Below are 23,230 nucleotides of genomic sequence, written 5' to 3' on the forward strand. Positions count from 1 at the left end.
GGTGTGGCTAGGAATGACAAAGTCATTTCTAGCCACACTTGTACCACAGTAATCATGTCGTGACTATTAGCCGAAAGCGAACCGGAAATAGTCCGGTGAAAATAAAGGTGTTCAAGCCTTTGCTTATCTATATTTTATGCGAATAAATGATTAATCGACAGATTCATCAAAATAGTAATTGTTTTTGTCGTTAATCCGACAAGAATTGATGTAACCTTACTTTTTCCAAGTCGCTCTGTTTGAATTTGAACAGGCTATTTGATATCCTAACAAAGGATTGGTGTAGGACTGATGTTCTAGCACAAAGAAATTTTGGAGGGATTACATAATGGCTGAACGTATGGTAGGAAAACAAGCTCCAGATTTTACAATGGAGGCAGTACTCGCAGATAAATCTTTTGGTAAAGTAAGTCTTGCAGAAAACATGAAAAACGATAAATGGACAGTATTGTTCTTTTATCCAATGGACTTCACATTTGTATGCCCAACAGAAATTACAGCAATGTCAGATCGTTACGATGAATTTGAAGACCTAGATACGGAAATTATCGGGGTGTCTACGGATACAATTCACACGCATCTTGCATGGATCAATACAGCTCGTAAAGATAATGGACTTGAGCAACTAAAATACCCACTTGCAGCAGATACGAATCACCAAGTTTCACGTGATTACGGTGTGTTGATTGAAGAAGAAGGGATTGCATTGCGCGGTCTATTTATCATCAATCCTGAAGGCGAACTACAATATCAAACTGTATTCCACAACAATATCGGCCGTGATGTAGATGAAACATTACGTGTACTTCAAGCACTTCAAACTGGCGGACTTTGCCCAGCTAACTGGAGACCAGGTCAGAAGACACTATAACATTTACTGATTGACACCCCACGCATATTATAAGCAGTGGGGTTTTTATGAAATTGAAGGAGGACAATAACGATGAAATTACGTGAACAAATGCCCGAACTCGAGGGTGCAACAGCATGGTTGAACGGCGAACAAACAAAAGCGCAGCTTGTAGGAGAAAAACCGACACTGATCCATTTTTGGTCAGTTAGCTGCCATCTTTGCAAAGAAGCAATGCCGGAAGTCAATGAATTCAGAGACCGTTTTAAAGAAGACTTAAACGTTATCGCTGTCCATATGCCACGTTCAGAGGATGACTTAGATATGGACCAAATTACAGCAGTAGCAGTTGAGCATGATATTACACAACCGATTTTTGTCGATAGTGATGCCATATTAACGGACAAATTCGATAACCAATATGTGCCTGCCTACTATGTATTTGATAAAGACGGTCAGCTTCGTCACTTCCAAGCAGGTGGCGGGGGCATGAAAATGCTTGAAAAGCGCGTCAACCGTGTTTTAGATGAAATGAAAAAAGAAGACTAATTTTCTACCCGATTGCGCATAGCCATGCGTGATTGGGTTTTGTTCTTTTCAATATGGAATGTATTGAGCATTTGAGAGGATTGACGCAGTGTGATACACTAATCGCATCCAGAAAGCGGATAGGGAGGTGCTTTGTGAAAAAGGAATTTGTAGTCATCGGGCTGGGCCGTTTTGGAGGAAGTATCGTCAGGGAATTAATCGAACTTGATGCAGATGTCATGGCGATTGATATTTCACCTGAAAAAGTGGAAGAATATGCCCAAATCGCCACGCAAGCAGTGGTAGCCGATACAACAGATGAATCGGTTCTTAGGTCGTTAGGGATTCGTAATTTTAAGCATGTTGTATTAGCGATTGGTGAAAATATCCAAGCAAGTATTTTAACGACGCTAATGTTGAAGGAAATCGGTGTAGAGAAAATCACGGTAAAAGCGCAAAATGATTACCATGAAAAAGTATTGCGCAAAATTGGAGCTGACCAAGTTGTACATCCGGAGCGAGATATGGGTATTCGGATTGCTAATAACATGGTGTCGAACAATATACTCGATTATCTTGAATTATCGGATGAGTATTCCATTGCAGAAATAAAGGCCAATGATAAATTGGCAGGCGCTACGTTAATTGAACTTAATATTCGTGCAAAGTATGGTGTCAATATTGTCGCGATTAAGCGCGGTAAGCATATTTTGGTGTCTCCTAATGCAATTGAAAAAGTTCAACGCGAAGATATTTTAATTGTTATCGGATCGGATGCGGATATTCACAAGTTTGAGAAAAAAGCGCTTCATTAAAAAATCCCGCCATACACATGAAAATGTGTATGGCGGGATTTTTGTCATACTTCCATAATAACAGGAAGTACCATAGGCTTACGCTTAGTTTTATCAAATAAATAAGGTCCGAGGACATCGATAATTTCACTTTTCAGTGCAGCGATATCAGCAGGGGAGTTTGTAAGCTTGCGTTGCATTTGCTTAGACAGCATTTGCTGCGCCTCGTGAATCATTGTGCCAGATTCACGCATATAGACAAAGCCTCTAGAAATGATATCGGGTCCTGAGACAACACGGTTTCGTTTCGTGTCGACTGTTGCTACGACAATAACAAGACCATCTTCTGACAAGATTTTGCGGTCACGGAGGACGACGTTGCCGATATCTCCGATTCCACTGCCGTCAATGTAAACGTCTCCAGAAGGGATACGACCTGCCAGACGTGCTGAGTCTTGCGTTAAAGCTAGAACATCACCATTGCCCATAATGAACGTATTTTCACGAGGGACATCACAGTCAACAGCAAGATTGGTATGCATTTTTAACATCCGGTATTCACCGTGAATCGGCATAAAGAATTTAGGCTTAATGAGTCTAAGCATAAGTTTTTGTTCTTCCTGCGATCCGTGACCGGAAGTGTGAATATTGCTTAATGAACCATGTATCACGTCAGCGCCAGCACGGAATAATGCATTAATCGCCTTATTGACACTTAGTGTATTGCCTGGGATTGGAGATGACGAGAAAATAACCGTATCCCCAGGATGAATTTGAACTTGTCGGTGTGTTCCGTTAGCAATACGTGAAAGTGCTGCCATTGGTTCACCCTGACTTCCGGTACAAAGAATCATCACTTCATTAGCCGGTAGTCTGTTCAATGATTGTGTATCGACAAACAGTTCTTTTGGCGCAATGATATAGCCGAGTTCACGTCCAATTGTAATGGCATTGTCCATACTGCGACCAAATACAGCAATTTTTCGACCGAATAGCTGGGCAGCTTCAATCACTTGCTGCAATCTGTGAATATTGGAAGCGAATGTTGCAAAAATGATGCGTCCGTCTACTTTTCTGAAAATATCATTCAGACTGTCGCCAACTTTTCTTTCGGACATGGTGAAGTTTGGCACTTCGGCATTCGTACTGTCTGATAGTAAACACAAAACACCTTCGCTACCGATTTTAGCCATTTTCGTTAAGTTAGCCGGTTCGCCAACAGGTGTAAAGTCAAATTTGAAGTCACCTGTGTGAACGATATTACCAGAAGGAGTCTTAACGACGACACCGAATGCATCTGGAATACTATGTGTTGTTCGGAAAAACGATACGGAAGTCTTGCGGAATTTAATGACATCATCTTCGTCAATTGGAATCATTTTTGTCGTCCGTAATAGGCCGTGTTCTTCCAATTTATTGCGCAATAGACCAAGTGCAAGTTTGCCGCCGTAAACAGGGACATTAATTTTTCTAAGTAGGTAGGGAATGCCCCCGATATGATCTTCGTGACCATGTGTGATGAATAGTCCTTTGATCTTGTCTACATTGCGTTCAAGATACGTGTAGTCAGGAATAACGTAATCGATTCCGAGTAACTCGTCGTCTGGGAATTTAATCCCAGCATCGATTAGGATAATTTCATCTTGGAATTGCACACCATATGTGTTTTTACCGATTTCCCCTAGTCCGCCTAGAGCGAAAACGGCTGTTTCATTATTTTTAATGGCTTTCATTATTAAACCTGCTCTAGCTCGAAATACGGTGCAGCCTGTTCGTGTTCAAGATGTGCACCTTCAAGAAGTTGGACAAATTCAATACTGTAGTTACGGTCTTTTAACTTCCTGCGGACAGACCTTTCCGAGTCCGCTTCGATGTACATGCTTTTTGTATTTTCGCGGACAGGTACTTGTAGCATGTTTTCTTGGTAATAAACTTTATAAATCATCGTTTGCTCTCCTTTTTACGTTCGATTGAACTGATTCTCTTTATAGTAGCATGACACTTCCTTAAAATAAAGAAAAGCTCACCAATTAACATTGGTGAGCTAAGATATCAGGCAATTGTTTTTTTACCGAGAATGCCATTCAGCCGCTTCAACAGTTTACGTTTTAGGCGCTTGTACATGGCTATATCACTTCCTCAGTTTAATTATATAATTATCTGAACCTTCTGTCAAGACTTTTTATTCGCGTTCAAAGGGAGTTGCATTAGGAATTTCTTTGAAAGGTGACTCTTTGTCGATATGATCATAGAACATGACGCCATTCAAATGATCGAGTTCATGCTGGAAGGCAATAGCAGCGAGTCCTTTTAAACGTTTTTTGAATTCCTTACCTTCTGGATTGAACGCTTTAATGGTGATTCTGGCATAGCGAGGGACATAACCTTCGACATCGCGATCCACAGACAGGCAACCTTCACCAGCAGTGAGGTAAGTCTTTTCGACAGAATGGCTGACAATTTTAGGGTTGATGGCGATAATACTCAGTGGCTCGCGATCTTCATCTAAAATATGTAGTGCAAACATTCTTTTCGATGCATTCACTTGGGGAGCAGCTAAGCCGATGCCAGGGCGCAGGCCATATTGTTCACAAATATCAGCGTTTTGGCTGTTTATAACATAATTAATCAAATCCTCACCTAACTTACGGTCAGCTTCTGATAAAGGGAATTGAACTTCCTCCGCACGTTGGCGAAGAGTAGGGTGTCCTTCGCGAACGATATGTTCCATTAAAATCATCGTACTAACTTCCTTTCGGTTATACTTATTCTATTAGTATAATCGAATAGGAAAATGGGTGAAAGGAATTCAACACAAATTTGAATATGGAAATTCGAAAAGTTATGGAAATCGGAGTGAATCAATGTGAAGAAAATGATAATGGGATTCATAGTATTGGTGTCGTTGGTGCTTGCTGGCTGTACACTGGGGTCATCTATTGAACAACAATTAGCAGATGCTATGACAGCGATGAATAGTGCGGAAAAAAATTACCGTGAAGCGCAGTCGGAATTGACGGATCTGGAGAATCTGGAACAACAATTATTCAATGAAACAATGAAATTGACGCAACAACAGCAAGAGGAACTAACAACTAAAGTGGCAGAACTAGAGGCGCTGCTAGATAAACGTCTTGGAAAACTTGAACAAGAGGAAGTTTCTATGGTAAAGGCGAAGGCATTTGCGCGTGATTTGGATGCAATTATTGAAAAAGCCGAAGAACCAGTAAAGGCAGGCGTTGAGGGATTAAAAAATAAAGTGAATGAGCGTTATGTGCAACACGCTGAATTTATCACTGCGTATAAAAAACTTGCGGCCTTGCAAAAAGAATTGTACGAAATGCTACGAGTTGAAAAAATACAATTGGTTGAGTTGAAGGACCAAGTCAATGATGTGAATGCGCAAAACGAGATTGTCCAATCTGCTGTCACTTCGTTTAATGAATTAACAGAAGAAGTTAATGTACAGAAAGATGATGTTTTTGCTAAATTTCAGAAAGAAAAGTAGTAGCTGAAAGGGGTGAAAGGCTTGTCTTTTCAATCCTTTTTGTTTGTTTAGAAAGCTGAATTAATTATTATTCTATTATAACACAGATAGGATATTGTGCTAATACAGGTTTATACTTACTATCAATTCCGATATCGAAAGTAGACTATGGGACATGTGATTCCTATGTTTGACCATTGTGTTTTGATTCAGTATACTAAGAGGGGTAAAGGTTGTACTAATAGATACAGCATTGATTCATAATACAGTTATAAGGAGAGTTGCCGAAATGGCTGCAAAAAAAGACAAGCAGTTCGATCCGGTGGAGACACTTCACGCGATTGAAGATAAGTTTGAAATGTTCCAGATTTTGAATGAAGAAGGCAAAATCGTCAATGAGGACGCAAATCCGAATTTATCTGACGACCAACTAGTCGAATTGATGACGCGCATGGTATATACACGAATTTTGGATCAACGTTCAATTTCATTGAACCGCCAAGGACGTTTAGGTTTCTACGCACCGACAGCAGGACAGGAAGCTTCCCAACTTGCTTCTCACTTTGCGCTTGAAACAGAGGACTTTATCCTTCCAGGATACCGTGATGTACCTCAAATGCTATTCCATGGTCTACCGTTAGCGAAAGCATTCCTATGGTCTCGTGGACATTACGAAGGTGGAGCGATTCCAGAAGGCGTTAATGTATTCCCGCCACAGATTATTATCGGTGCACAATATATTCAAGCAGCAGGTATTGCACTTGGCTTCCAAAAACGTGGTACAAAAGCAGTTGCGATGACGTATACAGGCGATGGTGGAACATCACAAGGTGACTTCTATGAAGGTATTAACTTTGCTGGAGCATACCGTTCACCTGCAATCTTCATTATCCAAAATAACCAATATGCGATTTCGACACCACGCGAATTGCAAACAGCAGCGAAAACACTTGCTCAAAAAGGGATTGCGGCAGGTATTCCAAGCATCCTTGTTGACGGTATGGATCCACTAGCTGTGTATGCGGTTACACGCGATGCGCGCGAACGTGCTATCAATGGTGAAGGACCAACGCTTATTGAAACAATGTGTTACCGTTACGGACCACATACAATGGCAGGAGACGACCCGACGCGTTACCGTACATCTGATACGGACAATGAGTGGGAAAAACGTGATCCACTTATTCGCTTCCGTACATATCTTGAAACAAAAGGTATTTGGAATGAAGAGAAAGAAAACGCAGTGATTGAACGTGCGAAAGAAGAAATTAAAGAAGCGATCAAAGAAGCTGATGCAGCACCTAAGCAAAAAGTAAGTGATTTCATTAACATTATGTACAAAGGTGAGCTACCATTTAACTTACAAGAGCAGCTTGCGATCTATACGGAAAAGGAGTCGAAGTAACCGATGGCACAAATGACGATGATTCAAGCGATAACTGACGCGATGCGTTCGGAGCTAAAAAATGATGAAAACGTTCTCGTCTTCGGTGAAGACGTTGGAAATAACGGCGGAGTGTTCCGTGCAACAGAAGGCTTACAAAAAGAATTCGGTGTAGACCGAGTATTCGATACGCCACTTGCAGAGTCTGGTATTGGTGGACTAGCAATCGGGCTTTCATTTACAGGTTTCCGTCCAGTCATGGAAGTTCAGTTCTTTGGTTTTATCTACGAAGTGATTGACTCGGTGAGTGGTCAATTGGCACGTATGCAATTCCGTAGTGCTGGTCGTTTCAATGCACCTGTTACGATTCGTTCGCCGTTTGGTGGAGGCGTTGCAACACCTGAGATGCACGCTGACAGTCTTGAAGGGCTTGTCGCTTCTCAGCCTGGGATTAAAGTAGTTATCCCTTCTACTCCATACGATGCAAAAGGACTTCTTATCTCTGCGATTCGCGATGAAAATCCGGTTGTCTTCCTTGAGCATATGAAGCTTTATCGTTCATTCCGACAGGAAGTACCAGAAGAATCGTATACAATTCCATTGGGCAAAGCAGATGTGAAGCGTGAAGGAACAGATTTATCTATCTTCACATATGGTGCAATGGTTCATGAAAGCTTAAAAGCGGCTGAAGAGCTTGAAAAAGAAGGTCACTCTGTTGAAGTAGTTGACTTACGTACAATCCAACCGCTTGATATTGAAACAATTATTGCATCTGTTGAAAAAACAAATCGTGCAATCGTTGTCCAAGAAGCACAGAAACAAGCTGGAATCGCGGCGAACGTTGTTGCTGAAATTACTGAACGCGCAATTCTTAGCCTTGAAGCACCTGTACTGCGTGTCGCAGCACCGGATACAATCTATCCGTTTGCCCAAGGTGAGAACGCATGGCTTCCAGGCGTAAAAGATATTGTCGAAACAGCGAAAAAGGTATTGACATTCTAATAAGGAAGAATGAAGTTCAATTCTTCCTTATTAGATCCTCCGGAGGATGTCACAGACTTTTTAGGGAAGCTTTTCGAGCTTGCTCGAAAAAAGTCTGGACGCAATTACGCCAAGGCGTAATTGATTACTTGCAAGCATAGAAAGAAAGGGTGAATCACGTGGCATTTGAATTCCGTTTACCAGATATCGGAGAAGGAATCCATGAAGGTGAAATTGTGAAGTGGTTTGTTGCTAAAGGCGATAAAATCAATGAAGACGATACACTTCTTGAAATCCAAAACGATAAGTCAGTGGTAGAAATACCATCACCAGTAACAGGTACTGTTACAGAAATTTTCGTTACTGAAGGAACCGTTTCAATCGTAGGAGATTTGTTGATTACAATTGACGCGCCAGGTTATGAAAACGTTGGCGGCGAACCGCAGGCTGAACCAGAAGCAGCTGTTCAGGCACCAGTCGAAGTAGCTCAACCAGCTGTAAAACAAGAGGCGGTAGCTCCTTCAGCAACTGCTCCAGTACAAGTAGATGTTGATCCGAATCGTCGTATCGTTGCAATGCCATCTGTACGTAAATTTGCACGTGAGCAAAATGTTGATATTCGCCTGGTTGCAGGAACGGGTAAAAACAATCGTATTGTCAAGGCAGATATTCTAGCATTCCAAAACGGTGGACAAGCACAAGTTGAAGCACCAGTTGTTGCTGATGAAATCGAGCAAACAGACAATGCTACACAAGCAACAGCGGCTCCAGCTCCGGTCTATCTTGAAGGCGATTTCCCAGAAACGCGTGAAAAGATGTCAGGAATTAGAAAAGCGATTGCTAAAGCAATGGTCCATTCAAAACAAACTGCGCCACACGTTACGTTAATTGACGAAGTGGATGTGACAGAACTTGTTGCACACCGCAAAAAGTTTAAGGACATTGCGGCTGAAAGAGATATCAAGCTGACATATTTACCATATGTTGTGAAAGCTCTAGTCTCTACATTACGTGAATTCCCAGCGTTGAACACGTCGCTAGATGATGCAACGCAGGAAATTATTCAAAAACATTATTACAATATCGGAATTGCGGCAGATACAGACCGTGGACTTCTCGTTCCTGTTGTTAAGCACGCAGACCGTAAATCAATCTTTGCGATTTCCGACGAAATTAATAGCCTTGCAGTGAAAGCGCGTGACGGTAAATTGTCAGCTACGGAAATGAAAGGCGCATCATGCTCTATTACGAATATCGGCTCTGCAGGAGGCCAATGGTTTACGCCAATTATCAACCATCCTGAGGTAGCAATTTTGGGTATCGGTCGCATTGCAGAAAAACCTGTCGTAAAAAATGGTGAAATTGTAGCGGCACCTATGTTAGCATTGTCATTGGTGTTTGATCACCGAGTGATTGATGGTGCAACAGGTCAACAAGCGTTGAATCATCTGAAGAAATTGCTTAGCAATCCAGAATTATTATTAATGGAGGCGTAAACAAATGGTAGTAGGAGATTTTCCAATCGAAGTTGACACACTTGTCGTAGGATCGGGCCCTGGAGGCTATGTCGCTGCAATTCGCGCTGCGCAATTGGGTCAAAAAGTAACAATCGTTGAAAAAGAAACAATTGGTGGCGTGTGCTTGAACGTTGGGTGTATCCCTTCAAAAGCATTGATTTCTGTTGGACACCGTTATGTCAGTGCAAAAGGTTCCGATTCAATGGGAATCACAGTATCTGACGTGAAACTTGACTTCACAAAAGCTCAGGCTTTCAAAGATAGCGTTGTTAAAAAGTTGACTGGCGGAGTCGAAGGACTTCTAAAAGGCAACAAAGTTGATACAGTTTATGGTGAAGCATATTTCGTAGATAGTAATACAGTTCGTGTTATTACTGAAGATGCAGCACAAACATACAAATTTAAAAATGCAATTATCGCAACAGGTGCACGTCCAGTTGAAATTCCAACGTTTAAATATACAAAACGTGTTATTAACTCAACAGGTGCTTTAAACTTGCAGGAGGTACCGGGTAAACTTGTCGTTATCGGCGGTGGTTATATCGGAACTGAGCTTGGATCTTCCTATGCTAACCTTGGTTCTGAAGTAACGATTATCGAAGGTGGCAATGATATTCTTGCAGGCTTTGAAAAACAAATGACGCAAATTGTTAAAAAAGGCTTGAAAAACAAAGGTGTAAACATCGTTGTTAAAGCTTCAGCAAAAGGCGTTGAAGAGACAGAAACAGGTGTAACAGTTACTTACGAGGTTGGCGGAGAAGAGAAGAAAGTCGAAGCTGACTATGTACTAGTAACAGTAGGTCGTCGTCCAAATACGGATGAAATCGGTCTTGAAGAAATGGGTATTAAATTCCATGACCGTGGTATTATCGAAGTGGATAATCAATGCCGTACAAATATTCCAAACATCTATGCAATCGGTGATATCGTACCAGGACCACAATTAGCGCACAAAGCTTCTTATGAGGCAAAAGTTGCTGCTGAGGCAATCTCTGGTGAAAAATCACAAGTAGATTATTTGGCAATTCCAGCTGTATGCTTCACGGATCCTGAATTGGCAACTGTAGGCTTGAATGAGCAACAGGCAAAAGACGAAGGATATGAAGTTGTAGCAGGAAAATTCCCGTTTGCAGCGAATGGTCGTGCACTTGCGCTTGATGCAACTGAAGGCTTCGTTAAGCTTGTATCACGTAAAGAAGATGGACTACTTCTTGGTGCACAAATTGTTGGGGAAAATGCTTCAGATATGATTTCTGAGCTTGGCCTTGCAATTGAAGCAGGTATGACACTTGAAGATGTCGCAATGACAATTCACGCACACCCAACATTGGGAGAAATCTCAATGGAAGCGGCAGAAGTCGCATTGGGCAGACCTGTTCATATGCTTGTGAAATAAGTTATTTTTAGACCGTCTACAGGGTAGCAAGATTGCCTTGTGGGCGGTTTTTTGTAATGGATTTGGCTACTTTAGTGGGTATAATGGTTATTATGGGGGTGTTTGATACATGGAATGGCAAACGAGAGTGACGGAGCTGCTTGGTATTCAGTATCCCATCATTCAAGGGGGGCTCGCTTACTTAGCGTATGCGGAACTAGCTACTGCTGTATCAGAGGCGGGTGGACTTGGGCAGATTACGGCGATGAGTTTGGACTCGCCAGATGCATTACGGGCTGAAATTCGTAAAGTGCAGGCAATGACTAATAAGCCGTTTGGTGTGAATTTTGCAATTGGGCAGCAAGGCCGTCCATACGCGCATATGGTGGAGGCTGCACTTGAAGAAGGTGTTAAAGTGATGTCTGTGACAGGCGGTAATCCTGCGCCGTTTTTTGATCAGCTTGCAAATACCGACGTACAGACACTTGTACTCGTTGCTGCAAAGCGGCAAGCGCAGAAAGCGGAAGAGTTAGGTGCGGATGCTGTCATGGTCGTTGGACAGGAAGGTGGCGGGCATCTAGGGCGTGATGATATCGGTACGATGGTACTTGTGCCGCAAGTGGTCGATACTGTTTCAATTCCGGTTATTGCTTCAGGAGGAATTGGAGATGGCCGCGGTTGGATGGCTGCGCATGCACTGGGCGCGGAGGGTATTGAGATGGGCACGCGCTTCATCGCGACTAAGGAGTGTGTACATGCTTCTCAAGCCTATAAGGATGCGTTGCTAGCTAGTAGTGAGGTGGATACGACAGTCATCAAGCGGACGCTTGGCGCTCCTGCACGTGCATTGACAGGTAATTGGACAGGAAAGATTCTTGAAATGGAAGCGCAACAAGTTAATTACGACGCGTTGAAAGATTTTATTAGTGGGGAAGCGAATCGGCGTTTTATTCATGAAGGGGATGTCGAGAATGGTTTTGGATGGGCGGGGCAAGTGACGGGATTGATTGATGATGTTCCGTCTGTGGCACAATTATTTGAACGGATGGTAAAAGAAGCGAAGATGATTCGGTCTAGCTGGAATTTCGGAAGATGAAAGGTGGAAATATAAATGGATTATAATTATCCGATTAGGCATGAGTGGTCAACTGCGGAAATGATTACAGTTGTGGCGTTTTATGAGGCAGTAGAAAAAGCTTATGAATCAGGTATTTTGAAAGAACAGCTGATGGATGCTTATCGTGGATTTAAAAAAGTAGTCCCTTCTATGGCGGAAGAAAAAACGCTTGATAAGGAGTTTGAAGAGGTGAGTGGCTATGTTAGTTACCGTGTCGTGAAAGCAGCTAAAGATGCTGCGAATGGCGATATGATAAGAGGAGCGCGGCGTTAAGCTGCACTCCTTTTATTTTTGGCACTGGATGCCTCCCTATTTTCTCCCGATCACAACATCGTAAACAGGAAGAAGGTGATCGAAAGTTTCTTCCGCAAATCCCATAAATTCATCTGTCGACATGCTTGACGCATCTTCGCGCGATAGATGACATCCGACGAGGAACTCCGCTTTTTTGACGGTTTGCAATCGGTCCAGTAGTGCTAGTACGCCCTCTGAACCTGTTACATCAATGCTGATAGCGTCAGGCCTCATATGATCACCGGATACAATATAGTTTGCTGGCAATGAAGTAAGGACGTCTAGTTGGTCACCAAGACGTTCTGCAATCCCTTTTTTGTCGGGATTTTCATAAATGACAGCCAAAATAATGAAAAGATGCGTGCCCCATAAACCGATTTGAAAATGTGGCAATGCTTTGTATCCACGTTTTGCAGGTGCAAATGCTACCCAACTGTCTCTTGGTGGATTAACCGTTCTCCTTGCGTGTTTCGCAACATGCGAGAAAAATTCATCTGTTCCATATGCAGAAAGGCGATCTGCAAAATGTCTGCCAAGCGTTGTAAACTTTGGTTGGATTTTATTTTGAAGGGCTTCCATTCTTTTCTCCAGCCCGTCGATTGAAAATACATCAAAATCATCTTTTACCCAAAAATGGTTGCTCATTGTCATTCCCCCAAATCAATTACGCCCCGGCGTAATTGCGTAGGGATTTTGAATTGTGCATGAGGTCAGCGCGGGGGAAGGATTGAACTACATCCTTCCTTGTTGCGAATCGAACTGCAAATGGTTCGATGTGCCTTAATTTCTGTTCTTTTTACAGAAATTAAGGCACATTATTTGGCGTCGCGCACTAATACAGCCATCTCTGGCTCCTTTCAAAATCCCTGACATCCGCCGGAGGCTTAACTTGAATCGACGTGGAGTTAAAAACTCCCTGCCGATTCAAGTTGCATATTCACGTTTATCTTAACAGAAAACGGGGAACAATCTTATATAACAAGGCTTATAACTATTGCAAAACCAAACTGCGGCATATTGTAATTATAACTAACGGAAAATTTGGACTATATTCAGAAAAAGGGGTGTTGATTATGAAACAAGTCGTCCACGTCATTCGAAAAGCGGATATAGAGAAAGAATATGTCAAGCTACTTAACCTTGAACTGGATTATGAGCTGGCAACGTTATTTGATGCTCTAGAACAAAATGATGCTAAACAGAAAATGAAAAGTAAGCATAGACTCATGGAGCTTCATCATGAGTTGGAAATCCTAAATGGCTTTTTATAATTGTCATTGGTTGACCAGAAAGGCATCCTATCACATCCTTCAGAAACGAAGAATGTGTAATGGGATGTCTTTTTCGTTATACTAGATATAAAAGAAACTGATAATGGGGAGAGATGGTACCATGAACTGGGGACAAATTGATCGTTATGCTAAATCGTTGATTAAGGAAGCGGGTCATAAAATACGCATTTCTTTTGCCAAACATATTGAAATTGATTCAAAAGCCGATGTCAATGATCTTGTTACAAATATTGATCGAGAGGTAGAACAATTTTTCATCAGTAGGATTAAGAGTGATTTTCCAGACCATAAAATTTTAGGGGAAGAAGGGTTTGGTGACGACATTCAATCGTTGGAGGGCGTTATTTGGATGCTAGATCCAATTGATGGGACGATGAATTTTGTACATCAAAAACGCAACTTCGCGATTTCCCTTGGTATATATACAGATGGAATCGGTATGCTGGGCTACATATACGATGTCATGAGGGATGACTTGTATAGTGCGGCAAAAGGAGAGGGGGCTTATTTGAATGATGAGCGGCTGCCACAGCTAGAAATAACGCCTCTTGAGCAAGCTATCATTGGCATTAGCGCAAGTTGGGTAGCTCCTAATCGTCATGTTGAAAATGAAAAAATCATTGAGCTTGTCCAACGATGTAGGGGAACAAGATCGTATGGGTCGGCAGCGATTGAACTGGCTTATGTTTCAGCAGGTCGAATTGATGCTTATATATCGATGCGCTTATCGCCTTGGGATATTGCAGGGGGCATGGTAATTGCACAGGAGGTTGGCGCAGTTACAACCAATATGGCAGGGCAAGCACCCCACTTACTTGGGCAAGAACCCTTCATCGTCGCAAGACCAGGACTGCATCATGATATCCTTACCAACTATATTCAGCTGAAGGTATAGAAAAAGAACCATCCAAGTCGAGAAACTGGAGAGTCCTTTTTCAAATACAAATTAGAGAACGCCTTGCTCGCGCATTCTTTTTTTTGTTTTAAATCCATTGCCCATAATCATGATTAGTGCAAGGATAGCAAGTAGTGCGAAGGGTATGCTACGCATAGCAACTGCGATACCGATTGAACACATGGAAGCGATTGCGGCGATGGAATAAAAGACGAAAATCCATTTGATGTTCTTCAAAAAAATCCCTCTATCCGTATAAAATGTTTTTCTATTGTGTCATCATGTGTTATGATAACACAGTTAATCAGCCGAAAAAAGAATAATGGAGTGAAATCATGACTAAAACACGCAATGATTTACGTAACATAGCAATTATCGCCCACGTCGATCACGGAAAAACGACATTGGTCGACCAACTTTTGAAGCAATCGGGTATCTTCCGTTCAAACGAACAAGTAGATGACCGTGCCATGGACTCAAATGAAATTGAACGCGAACGTGGGATTACAATCCTTGCCAAAAATACAGCAATTGAATACAAAGATACAAAAATTAATATTTTGGATACACCAGGTCACGCTGACTTCGGCGGTGAAGTGGAACGGATTCTAAAAATGGTTGACGGCGTTATTCTTGTTGTCGATTCATATGAAGGCTGTATGCCACAAACGCGTTTTGTTCTTAAAAAAGCGCTTGAAGAAAACATTAAGCCAATCGTCGTTGTTAACAAAATCGACCGCGAATTCGCACGTCCAGAAGAAGTTGTAGATGAAGTGCTTGAGTTATTTATTGAGCTTGATGCTAATGATGAGCAACTGGACTTCCCGGTTGTTTATGCATCTGGTTTCAACGGAACAGCAAGCTTAGATCCAAACCCAGCTTCACAAGAAGATACGCTACGTGTGCTGTATGATGCAATCATCGAGCATATCCCAGCGCCAATTGACAATAGTGAAGAACCATTACAATTCCAAGTATCGCTTTTAGACTACAGTGACTATGTTGGACGTATTGGTATTGGACGCATTTTCCGCGGTACGATGAAAGTGGGTCAACAAGTTTCTGTATTGAAACGTGATGGTTCAGTGAAAAACTTCCGTGTAACAAAAATGTCTGGGTTCCTTGGTTTGAAACGAATAGATATTGAAGAAGCCAAAGCAGGCGATTTGATCGCGGTATCTGGTATGGAAAATATCGACGTTGGTGAAACGATTTGTCCGGTAGATCATCCAGAGGCCCTGCCTGAACTATTTATTGACGAGCCAACGCTCCAAATGACATTCCTAGTCAACAACAGTCCATTTGCAGGAAAAGAAGGTAAATGGGTAACATCAAGAAAAATTGAAGAACGCCTTGAAGCACAATTACAAACAGATGTATCTCTTCGTGTAGATCCAACTGATTCACCAGATGCGTGGACAGTTTCAGGACGCGGTGAGCTTCACTTGTCTATTCTGATTGAAAATATGCGCCGTGAAGGATTCGAGCTACAAGTTTCGAAACCATCTGTTATCGTAAAAGAGATCGACGGTATTCGTTCAGAACCAGTTGAACGTGTGCAAATCGATATTCCAGAAGAGCATACGGGTTCAATCATCGAATCGATGGGTGAGCGTAAAGGTGAAATGATCGACATGGTTAACAACGGAAACGGACAAGTTCGTCTTACTTTCAATGTACCTGCCCGTGGATTGATTGGTTATTCAACTGAATTCTTGACATTGACTAGAGGGTACGGAATTTTGAATCACACATTCGATTCTTACCAACCGATGACAAAAGGAAAAGTTGGAGGACGTAGAAATGGTGTTCTTGTCTCTATGGAGAACGGAACAGCTACGCCGTACAGTATCATGCAGCTAGAAGACCGTGGTACGATGTTCGTTGCTGCTGGAACTGATATCTATGCAGGAATGGTCGTGGGTGAAAATACACGCGAAAACGATTTGACAATCAACTTAACAAAAGCTAAACAAGCGACAAACGTCCGTTCGGCTACGAAAGATCAAACTGTTACGGTGAAAAAACCGCGTATTATGTCACTTGAAGAAGCATTACAATACTTGGATGATGATGAGTATTGCGAAATCACACCCGTTTCAATCCGACTTCGTAAGAAGATTCTTGATAAAAACGAGCGTGAGCGTGTTCAGAAGAAGAAAAGTAATTAAAGAAGTGTATAGAAAGGACTGTGTTGAATGAGTGTTGGGGAAACTGAACTCGTAATGGGGCGGATGTCGGGTATTGCAAGGTTTATTTATGAAGTGATGCCATCTGACAAGGCAGCTGGTTACGTGCTTTTAGCCCTCGTCTTCATCATGTCGGCAATTGTTTATAAACTTGGATTCGCTAAGAAACTACCGCTATTAAAAAATATAATGATCTATATATTTTTGTTCATTGGTTGTTTAGTGTTGACGTTTCTTGCATTATTCCTTCCAATCGTGGAAGGACTTATCGTGGCGGGTCTTATTTTGATTATCTACCGAGTTCGCAGAATGAATGAACATAAAAAAGAAGACTCAGTCGCTTAGGCGATTGAGTCTTCTTTTTTATCGATTACGCCTTGGTATGATTTAGAAATTCTTTTCAATAGGGTGCGAACTGCGTCGGAAAACAAAGCTTCCAGTCGCAATCCGGGCGATTGTTTTATCCGTAATTCGATTATTACATTGTTCGCACATATACGTATGAATGGGACGGTTTCTCAGTGTTTTTGCAAGAGGCGCATCGTCTGGGAGTTGTCCAACTTCATCGCAAATGACACATTTAACACGCATTGGAAGTCCTCCTTTAGTCGATTCTAATCGCGATAATATCACGAATCGGCGCGTCGGTATTTGAACCATCTTTTAACAGTACGTGCACGAGGCCATCATTGATGAGTGGCTTGCCATCCTCGCTAAATTTGAAAATGAATTGTTCTGCTTGTTCGATTGGGAATGAATGTACCGAGCCATCTTTGATTTCAAAAGAAATCGTAGTAGCATCGGCAGCGGGCTCGGCAATTTTTAAAAAATGACTGAAGAGAATGCCATAAGTGCCCGTTAACACTTTTGTTTTTTCGAATTTTTTTTCAGTTTTCAAGGTAGGGGGGAAAGTAGCACCCTCCATAATTTCGCGAGACCAGTGCTTGCCCATTTCTTTTTTATATTCTTCGAGGTCATCTTTTTCAACATGACTTTCAGTAAAAAACGTTTTCAAGTCAATCCGACGATCATCAAAAATCCAAACGCCTGGATCGAGTGTTATAGAATACCTCACATTACCTTTAATCGGAATTATTGCTTCCAAGTTCATATCCTCCTAATATTCAATTGCGCTCTGGCGTAATTGCATCCGGATTTTGAATCGAGCGAACTCTAGTAATACTTTCAAAATCCATGACATCCGCAGGCCGACAGGAAGTCGGTCATGTAGTGGGGAAGGATTGAACTGCATCCTTCCTTGTTGCCACAGGACGTGGCGTACTTAGCATGCCTTCCACTTTATCTGCATTCAGATAAACAATCTTTTCCCTTTAGTATAACGCTTTACAGTCCATTGGAAAAGGATTTCCCACTTGATGTGTAACAATAAAGGGGAAACACTTGCATTTTATCGTTCCAAAAGATACAATTTATTCATAATAACCATTAAGAAATAAAAGGTTGATGGGGGAGTCCTCATGGAAATAGACTTACAAGAAACTTATCAAGAAAAGGCATTGAAGCAACTTCAAGCCGATGCTGATAAGATTGCACAGCTGATAAAAGTGCAAATGGACCACTTGACTATGCCGCAATGCCCGCTTTACGAAGAAGTGTTGGATACACAAATGTATGGCTTAGCCCGTGAAATTGATTTTGCTGTAAAATTGGGTCTGATTGATCGTCAGGGCGGGAATGAAATCCTTTCTTTACTAGAGAAGGAAATGACAATCTTGCACGAACTATATACGAGAAAATAAGCCAAAAACTCAAACTGACAAAAAGGTTTGAGTTTTTTGTTTAATGATAATGAGGTTTTTCTGATGAAAACATATGCGAAACGAATTTTAAAAAACTTTGATTTCCCACTTTTTTTTGCCTATCTAGTGCTGTGTCTGTTTGGTTTAGTTGCCATATACAGCGCTAGTATGGTGTGGGCAGTGAATAAATATGACTATGAGCCGGATCACTTTTATGTTGGGCAGAAGCGAAATCTAGCCATTGCTATACCGGCGTTTTTACTGGCCTCCTTTTTTCCATATAAAAATTACAAGAGAAAAGGATTAATGGCTTTAGCTTTGATTGTCATGTTTATGCTTCTCGTCCTTGTTCATTTTATTGGATTTGGAGGAGATGTAGGTGCACAAAGTTGGATTAATTTGCCAGTCGGAAATATCCAACCGTCTGAAGTGGCGAAACTAGTTATCATTGTCTATTTTGCAAGTGTTTTTGCTAAAAAATATGAAGCTGGGACAATTGACAACCTCAACCAAGCAATTGTGCCACCTGTTATTATTCTGGCCTTAGCAGTGGGATCAATAATGATGGAGACAGATATTGGGGCATCACTTATCATCATAGCGGCTGCCTTGTCTGTACTAGCAGCCAGTGGGATTAAAATTCGTACCTTTTTAAAAATGATTGGAATCGTTTCTGTAGCCCTTATTCCGGTAGCCATCGGTTTGTATTTCGCATGGGATAGTATTATGACGGCTAGTCGAAAAGGCCGTTTACTTGCATATTTGAACCCATTTGATTATGCCTTAGGTTCAGGGTTTCAGGTTTCCAATGGTTATATAGCCATCGGGACAGGGGGCCTCAAAGGGCTAGGACTTGGGAATTCCATTCAAAAGATGGGGTATTTACCTGAACCCCATACCGATGTCATCATGGCGGTCATTTCTGAGGAATGGGGATTGTTTGGTGCTGTGATTGTTATTGGGGGACTGGGTTTCATTGTAATGAGAGCTTTATCGATTGCGTTAAGGGCTAAAGACCCGCATGCTAGGATGCTAGCTGCCGGAATGGGTAGTATTATTGGAATTCAAACATTTGTGAATTTGGGCGGTCTGACGGGCTTGATACCGCTTACAGGGGTTACCTTGCCGTTTATTAGCTATGGCGGAACTTCAATTATTCTGTTATCTTTAGCTTTAGGAATATTGATGAATGTCTCAATGTTCGTTAAATATGAAAATACAAATAGAAAAGGAAGTGCCTTGTGATGGAAAAGATTAAGAAAATCCTAGTTGCCAACCGCGGAGAAATTGCTATCCGTATTTTCCGTGCTTGTACCGAGTTGAAAATACCGACAGTAGGGATTTATTCAACAGAAGACAGTGGGTCATTCCATCGATACAAGGCAGATGAGTCTTATCTTGTAGGAAAAGGGAAAAAGCCGATAGATGCATACCTCGACATAGAGGGAATTATTGCGCTAGCTAAAGACTCCGGCGCAAATGCTGTACATCCTGGTTATGGATTCCTCGCTGAAAATGTAGAGTTTGCAAGACGTCTTGAAGAAGAAGGAATTATCTTTATCGGACCAACGTCCAAGCATCTTGATATGTTTGGTGACAAAGTGAAGGCAAGGGAGCAGGCTATTGAAGCCGGAATACCAGTTATTCCAGGTACAGACGGCCCCGTAACTTCTGTCGAAGAGGTTGTAGCTTTTGGGGAGACGAATGGCTATCCAATTATTATCAAGGCATCTCTTGGCGGCGGCGGACGTGGCATGCGTATTGTCAATGCGGCTGAAGAAGTGGTTGAAGCTTATGAACGCGCCAGATCAGAGGCGAAATCAGCATTTGGTTCTGACGAAGTATACGTTGAGAAATACGTTTTTCAACCAAAACATATCGAAGTACAAATACTTGGAGATACATACGGCAATGTCGTCCATCTGTACGAACGAGACTGTTCGATTCAACGTCGTCATCAGAAAGTCGTGGAAATTGCACCATCCATTTCACTTGAAGATGGCTTGCGGGAACAGATTTGCGATGCTGCCGTAAAATTAGCGAAGAATGTAGGGTATATTAATGCGGGAACTATAGAATTCCTCGTAGCTGATGGCCGCTTTTATTTCATCGAAGTAAATCCTCGTATTCAAGTTGAACATACGATTACGGAAATGGTTACAGGTATTGACATTGTCCACGCACAAATTCATATTGCGGATGGAAAAAATCTTCACGAAGGTGAAACGAGTATTCCGGAACAAGACAAGATTCCTTTGTTCGGCTATGCCATCCAATCTCGTGTCACGACAGAAGACCCATTGAACGACTTTATGCCTGATACTGGTAAGTTAATGGTCTATCGTTCTGGTGGAGGGTTTGGCGTTCGACTGGATGCTGGTAATGGATTCCAAGGAGCTGTAATTACGCCATATTATGATTCATTGTTAGTGAAAGTATCTACATGGGGTATGACTTTCCGTGAGGCTGCCGCTAAAATGGACAGAAATTTGCAGGAATTCAGGATTCGAGGCATTAAGACGAATATTCCATTCCTTGAAAATGTAGTGAAACATAATAACTTCTTAACAGGGAATTATAATACGAGTTTTATTGATTCAACGCCTGAACTGTTCTTGTTCCCGAACCGCAAAGACCGTGGAACAAAAATGCTGAATTATATTGGGAATGTAACGATTAACGGTTTTCCTGGAATTGGTAAAACATCGAAGCCAGTATTCCATCCGGTTAGAAAACCATCCGTCGACTTGTTAACTGCGCCAACGCCAGGAACAAAACAAATCTTGGACGAACACGGGGCAGAAGGACTTGTCAAATGGATCAAAGAACAAGATGATGTCTTATTGACAGATACAACATTCCGAGATGCACACCAATCGTTATTGGCGACTCGTGTACGAACGTCTGATATTACGGCCATTGCTTCGGAGTCGGCAAGATTAATGCCAGATCTGTTTTCGTATGAAATGTGGGGCGGCGCAACATTCGATGTTTCTTATCGTTTCTTGAAAGAGAGTCCGTGGGACAGGTTGTTGAAACTACGTGAACAAATTCCGAATGTGCTGTTCCAAATGCTATTCCGCGGTGCTAATGCTGTGGGTTACACGAACTACCCTGATAATGTTATCCGTGAGTTTGTTAAAAAGTCAGCGGAAGCAGGAATTGACGTATTCCGAATTTTCGATAGCTTGAACTGGATCAAAGGAATGGAAGTTGCCATTGATGCGACACGCGATGCGGGGAAAGTTGCGGAAGCAGCAATCTGTTACGCGGGAGATATTTTAGATGATTCACGGGCGAAATACACGGTTAATTATTATAAAGAGATGGCTAAACAACTAGAATCAGCTGGTGCGCATATTTTGGCGATTAAAGATATGGCAGGCCTGTTGAAACCAGAAGCTGCTTACCGACTTATTTCTGAACTGAAAGATACAGTCGATTTGCCGATCCACCTGCATTCACATGATACAAGTGGCAATGGTATTTATATGTATGCGAAAGCGATTGAGGCGGGTGTGGATATCGTCGATACGGCACTTGGTTCAATGGCGGGTCTAACTTCCCAGCCATCAGCAAGCTCCTTGCATTATGCGCTACAAGGCAGTAAGCGTAGTGTACGTGCTAATGTGAAGTCGCTGGAAGGTCTATCTTATTATTGGGAAGATGTACGGAAGTATTACCAACACTTTGAAAGTGGCATGATGAGCCCGCATTCGGAAATTTATGTACATGAAATGCCGGGTGGTCAGTATTCAAACCTACAACAACAGGCGAAAGCGGTAGGCTTGGGCGAACGTTGGGAAGAAGTCAAGGACATGTATTCTCGTGTTAATCTATTATTTGGGGATGTTGTGAAAGTAACGCCTTCGTCCAAAGTAGTTGGCGATATGGCCTTGTTTATGGTTCAGAATGATCTGGATGAACATACAGTCCTCGTTCGTGGGAAAACAATTGATTTCCCAGAATCAGTTATTGAATTTTTTGAAGGGTATATTGGACAACCTTATGGTGGATTCCCAGAAGAACTTCAAAAAGTCATCTTGAAAGAGCGTGAAGCGATTACTGTACGCCCTGGCGAACTACTGGAAGATGTTGATTTTGTGCAATTAAGGGATGAACTGAATGGCAAGTTAGGACGTCCAGTGACGAGCCACGAAGTACTTTCTTATGCACTGTATCCAAAAGTATTCGAGGAGTATAGCCAAACGAATAATCAGTTTGGTGATGTATCTGTAATCGATACACCTGAATTCCTGTATGGAATGCGACTTGGTGAAGAAATTGAAGTAGAGATTGAAAAAGGTAAAACATTGATGGTTAAGCTGGTGTCAATCGGTGAGCCACAATCGGATGCTACAAGGGTACTGTATTTTGAGATGAATGGCCAGCCGCGTGAAGTCATTATTGAAGACCTAAGCGTGGAGTCTGTTTCTATTCGCAAACAGAAGGCAGATCCTGCAAATGAGGCACATATTTCTGCGACGATGCCAGGAACAGTTCTAAAAGTAGCCGTTTCCAAAGGAGCCAAAGTGAAGAAGGGTGAGCACCTTCTCATCACTGAAGCTATGAAAATGGAAACAACGATTCAAGCGCCATTCGATGGCACGGTCAAAGATATTTATGTATCGGCCGGTGAATCAATTGCGACGGGCGATTTGCTAATTGAGTTGGAACATTAATAAATAACGAAAACCCTTGGAGCAAAAATTCCAAGGGCTTTTTGTTTATGGAGAGAGATAAGAAGGGTAGACAATAAAAAAGACT

24 protein-coding genes are annotated in these 23,230 nt (G+C 42.0%); 17 read left to right on the plus strand and 7 right to left on the minus strand.

Annotated elements, in window-relative coordinates:
- Window positions 1–328: 328 nt before the first annotated feature.
- The 3 genes from R2B72_RS08315 to R2B72_RS08325 all read left to right on the plus strand — a co-directional run bounded on the left by R2B72_RS08315 (window position 329) and on the right by R2B72_RS08325 (window position 2,193).
- Window positions 329–871 (plus strand): peroxiredoxin, encoded by a 543-nt coding sequence (locus R2B72_RS08315; RefSeq protein ID WP_318615999.1) that lies wholly within the window; start codon window positions 329–331, stop codon window positions 869–871.
- Between the two features lie 72 nt (window positions 872–943).
- Complete coding sequence (locus tag R2B72_RS08320; RefSeq protein WP_318616000.1) at window positions 944–1,399, plus strand: TlpA family protein disulfide reductase; 456 nt, start codon at window positions 944–946, stop codon at window positions 1,397–1,399.
- Window positions 1,400–1,533: 134 nt separating this feature from the next.
- Window positions 1,534–2,193: a TrkA family potassium uptake protein gene (locus R2B72_RS08325; protein WP_318616001.1), complete on the plus strand. Its 660-nt coding sequence runs from the start codon at window positions 1,534–1,536 to the stop codon at window positions 2,191–2,193.
- A 44-nt stretch (window positions 2,194–2,237) separates the two neighbouring features.
- Here R2B72_RS08325 and rnjA read toward each other — a convergent pair whose 3' ends face one another.
- The 3 genes from rnjA to def form a co-directional block, all read right to left on the minus strand.
- The gene (gene rnjA / locus R2B72_RS08330; protein WP_318616002.1) at window positions 2,238–3,905 is read right to left on the minus strand and encodes a ribonuclease J1; all 1,668 of its coding nucleotides are present in this window, start codon (window positions 3,903–3,905) and stop codon (window positions 2,238–2,240) included.
- Between the two features lie 2 nt (window positions 3,906–3,907).
- Window positions 3,908–4,117: a DNA-directed RNA polymerase subunit epsilon gene (locus tag R2B72_RS08335; protein ID WP_318616003.1), complete on the minus strand. Its 210-nt coding sequence runs from the start codon at window positions 4,115–4,117 to the stop codon at window positions 3,908–3,910.
- 237 nt (window positions 4,118–4,354) lie between these two features.
- Window positions 4,355–4,912 carry a peptide deformylase gene (def, locus tag R2B72_RS08340; protein ID WP_318616004.1) on the minus strand — a complete coding sequence of 186 codons (558 nt, stop codon included), beginning with the start codon at window positions 4,910–4,912 and terminating at the stop codon, window positions 4,355–4,357.
- Window positions 4,913–5,047: 135 nt separating this feature from the next.
- Between def and R2B72_RS08345 the strand changes: the two genes are divergently transcribed.
- The 7 genes from R2B72_RS08345 to R2B72_RS08375 all read left to right on the plus strand — a co-directional run bounded on the left by R2B72_RS08345 (window position 5,048) and on the right by R2B72_RS08375 (window position 12,306).
- Complete coding sequence (locus tag R2B72_RS08345; protein ID WP_318616063.1) at window positions 5,048–5,680, plus strand: YkyA family protein; 633 nt, start codon at window positions 5,048–5,050, stop codon at window positions 5,678–5,680.
- 268 nt (window positions 5,681–5,948) lie between these two features.
- Window positions 5,949–7,064: a pyruvate dehydrogenase (acetyl-transferring) E1 component subunit alpha gene (pdhA, locus tag R2B72_RS08350; protein WP_318616006.1), complete on the plus strand. Its 1,116-nt coding sequence runs from the start codon at window positions 5,949–5,951 to the stop codon at window positions 7,062–7,064.
- A gap of 3 nt (window positions 7,065–7,067) precedes the next feature.
- Window positions 7,068–8,045 carry an alpha-ketoacid dehydrogenase subunit beta gene (locus R2B72_RS08355; RefSeq protein WP_318616007.1) on the plus strand — a complete coding sequence of 326 codons (978 nt, stop codon included), beginning with the start codon at window positions 7,068–7,070 and terminating at the stop codon, window positions 8,043–8,045.
- Between the two features lie 158 nt (window positions 8,046–8,203).
- Complete coding sequence (locus tag R2B72_RS08360; RefSeq protein WP_318616008.1) at window positions 8,204–9,520, plus strand: dihydrolipoamide acetyltransferase family protein; 1,317 nt, start codon at window positions 8,204–8,206, stop codon at window positions 9,518–9,520.
- 4 nt (window positions 9,521–9,524) lie between these two features.
- Window positions 9,525–10,937: a dihydrolipoyl dehydrogenase gene (lpdA, locus tag R2B72_RS08365; RefSeq protein WP_318616009.1), complete on the plus strand. Its 1,413-nt coding sequence runs from the start codon at window positions 9,525–9,527 to the stop codon at window positions 10,935–10,937.
- A gap of 109 nt (window positions 10,938–11,046) precedes the next feature.
- Window positions 11,047–12,012 (plus strand): nitronate monooxygenase family protein, encoded by a 966-nt coding sequence (locus R2B72_RS08370; protein WP_318616010.1) that lies wholly within the window; start codon window positions 11,047–11,049, stop codon window positions 12,010–12,012.
- Between the two features lie 15 nt (window positions 12,013–12,027).
- On the plus strand, window positions 12,028–12,306 hold the full coding sequence (locus R2B72_RS08375) for a UPF0223 family protein (RefSeq protein WP_318616011.1): 279 nt from the start codon (window positions 12,028–12,030) through the stop codon (window positions 12,304–12,306).
- A 36-nt stretch (window positions 12,307–12,342) separates the two neighbouring features.
- Here R2B72_RS08375 and R2B72_RS08380 read toward each other — a convergent pair whose 3' ends face one another.
- Window positions 12,343–12,972 (minus strand): DUF1054 domain-containing protein, encoded by a 630-nt coding sequence (locus tag R2B72_RS08380; protein WP_318616012.1) that lies wholly within the window; start codon window positions 12,970–12,972, stop codon window positions 12,343–12,345.
- 428 nt (window positions 12,973–13,400) lie between these two features.
- On the opposite strand from R2B72_RS08380, the gene R2B72_RS08385 reads away from it, so the two are divergent.
- Both R2B72_RS08385 and R2B72_RS08390 read left to right on the plus strand, forming a co-directional pair.
- Window positions 13,401–13,598 (plus strand): hypothetical protein, encoded by a 198-nt coding sequence (locus R2B72_RS08385; protein ID WP_318616013.1) that lies wholly within the window; start codon window positions 13,401–13,403, stop codon window positions 13,596–13,598.
- A 121-nt stretch (window positions 13,599–13,719) separates the two neighbouring features.
- On the plus strand, window positions 13,720–14,514 hold the full coding sequence (locus tag R2B72_RS08390) for an inositol monophosphatase family protein (RefSeq protein WP_318616014.1): 795 nt from the start codon (window positions 13,720–13,722) through the stop codon (window positions 14,512–14,514).
- 51 nt (window positions 14,515–14,565) lie between these two features.
- Here R2B72_RS08390 and R2B72_RS08395 read toward each other — a convergent pair whose 3' ends face one another.
- Window positions 14,566–14,751: a YlaF family protein gene (locus R2B72_RS08395; protein ID WP_318616015.1), complete on the minus strand. Its 186-nt coding sequence runs from the start codon at window positions 14,749–14,751 to the stop codon at window positions 14,566–14,568.
- 98 nt (window positions 14,752–14,849) lie between these two features.
- On the opposite strand from R2B72_RS08395, the gene typA reads away from it, so the two are divergent.
- A complete protein-coding gene (gene typA / locus R2B72_RS08400) occupies window positions 14,850–16,685 on the plus strand; it encodes a translational GTPase TypA (RefSeq protein WP_318616016.1) in 1,836 nt (611 codons plus the stop codon).
- A 27-nt stretch (window positions 16,686–16,712) separates the two neighbouring features.
- Entirely contained in the window at window positions 16,713–17,048 is a 336-nt protein-coding gene (locus tag R2B72_RS08405; protein ID WP_318616017.1) for a YlaH-like family protein, read from the plus strand.
- Window positions 17,049–17,090: 42 nt separating this feature from the next.
- On the opposite strand, the gene R2B72_RS08410 is transcribed toward R2B72_RS08405, so the two are convergent.
- The gene (locus R2B72_RS08410) at window positions 17,091–17,294 is read right to left on the minus strand and encodes a YlaI family protein (RefSeq protein WP_318616018.1); all 204 of its coding nucleotides are present in this window, start codon (window positions 17,292–17,294) and stop codon (window positions 17,091–17,093) included.
- A gap of 13 nt (window positions 17,295–17,307) precedes the next feature.
- On the minus strand, window positions 17,308–17,808 hold the full coding sequence (locus R2B72_RS08415; protein ID WP_318616019.1) for a peptidyl-prolyl cis-trans isomerase: 501 nt from the start codon (window positions 17,806–17,808) through the stop codon (window positions 17,308–17,310).
- 373 nt (window positions 17,809–18,181) lie between these two features.
- Here R2B72_RS08415 and R2B72_RS08420 point away from each other — a divergent pair, with 373 nt between their 5' ends.
- The 3 genes from R2B72_RS08420 (at window position 18,182) to pyc (ending at window position 23,145) form a co-directional block, all read left to right on the plus strand.
- Window positions 18,182–18,463, plus strand: a complete 282-nt coding sequence (locus tag R2B72_RS08420) for a YlaN family protein (protein ID WP_318616020.1) — start codon at window positions 18,182–18,184, stop codon at window positions 18,461–18,463.
- Between the two features lie 63 nt (window positions 18,464–18,526).
- Window positions 18,527–19,708, plus strand: coding sequence for an FtsW/RodA/SpoVE family cell cycle protein (locus R2B72_RS08425; protein ID WP_318616021.1), 1,182 nt, complete (start codon window positions 18,527–18,529; stop codon window positions 19,706–19,708).
- Entirely contained in the window at window positions 19,708–23,145 is a 3,438-nt protein-coding gene (gene pyc / locus R2B72_RS08430) for a pyruvate carboxylase (RefSeq protein ID WP_318616022.1), read from the plus strand. Before R2B72_RS08425 ends, pyc begins: the two co-directional genes overlap by 1 nt.
- Window positions 23,146–23,230: the final 85 nt, after the last annotated feature.

This window comes from Sporosarcina sp. YIM B06819, from assembly GCF_033485175.1.
In the GTDB taxonomy this organism is placed as follows: domain Bacteria; phylum Bacillota; class Bacilli; order Bacillales_A; family Planococcaceae; genus Sporosarcina.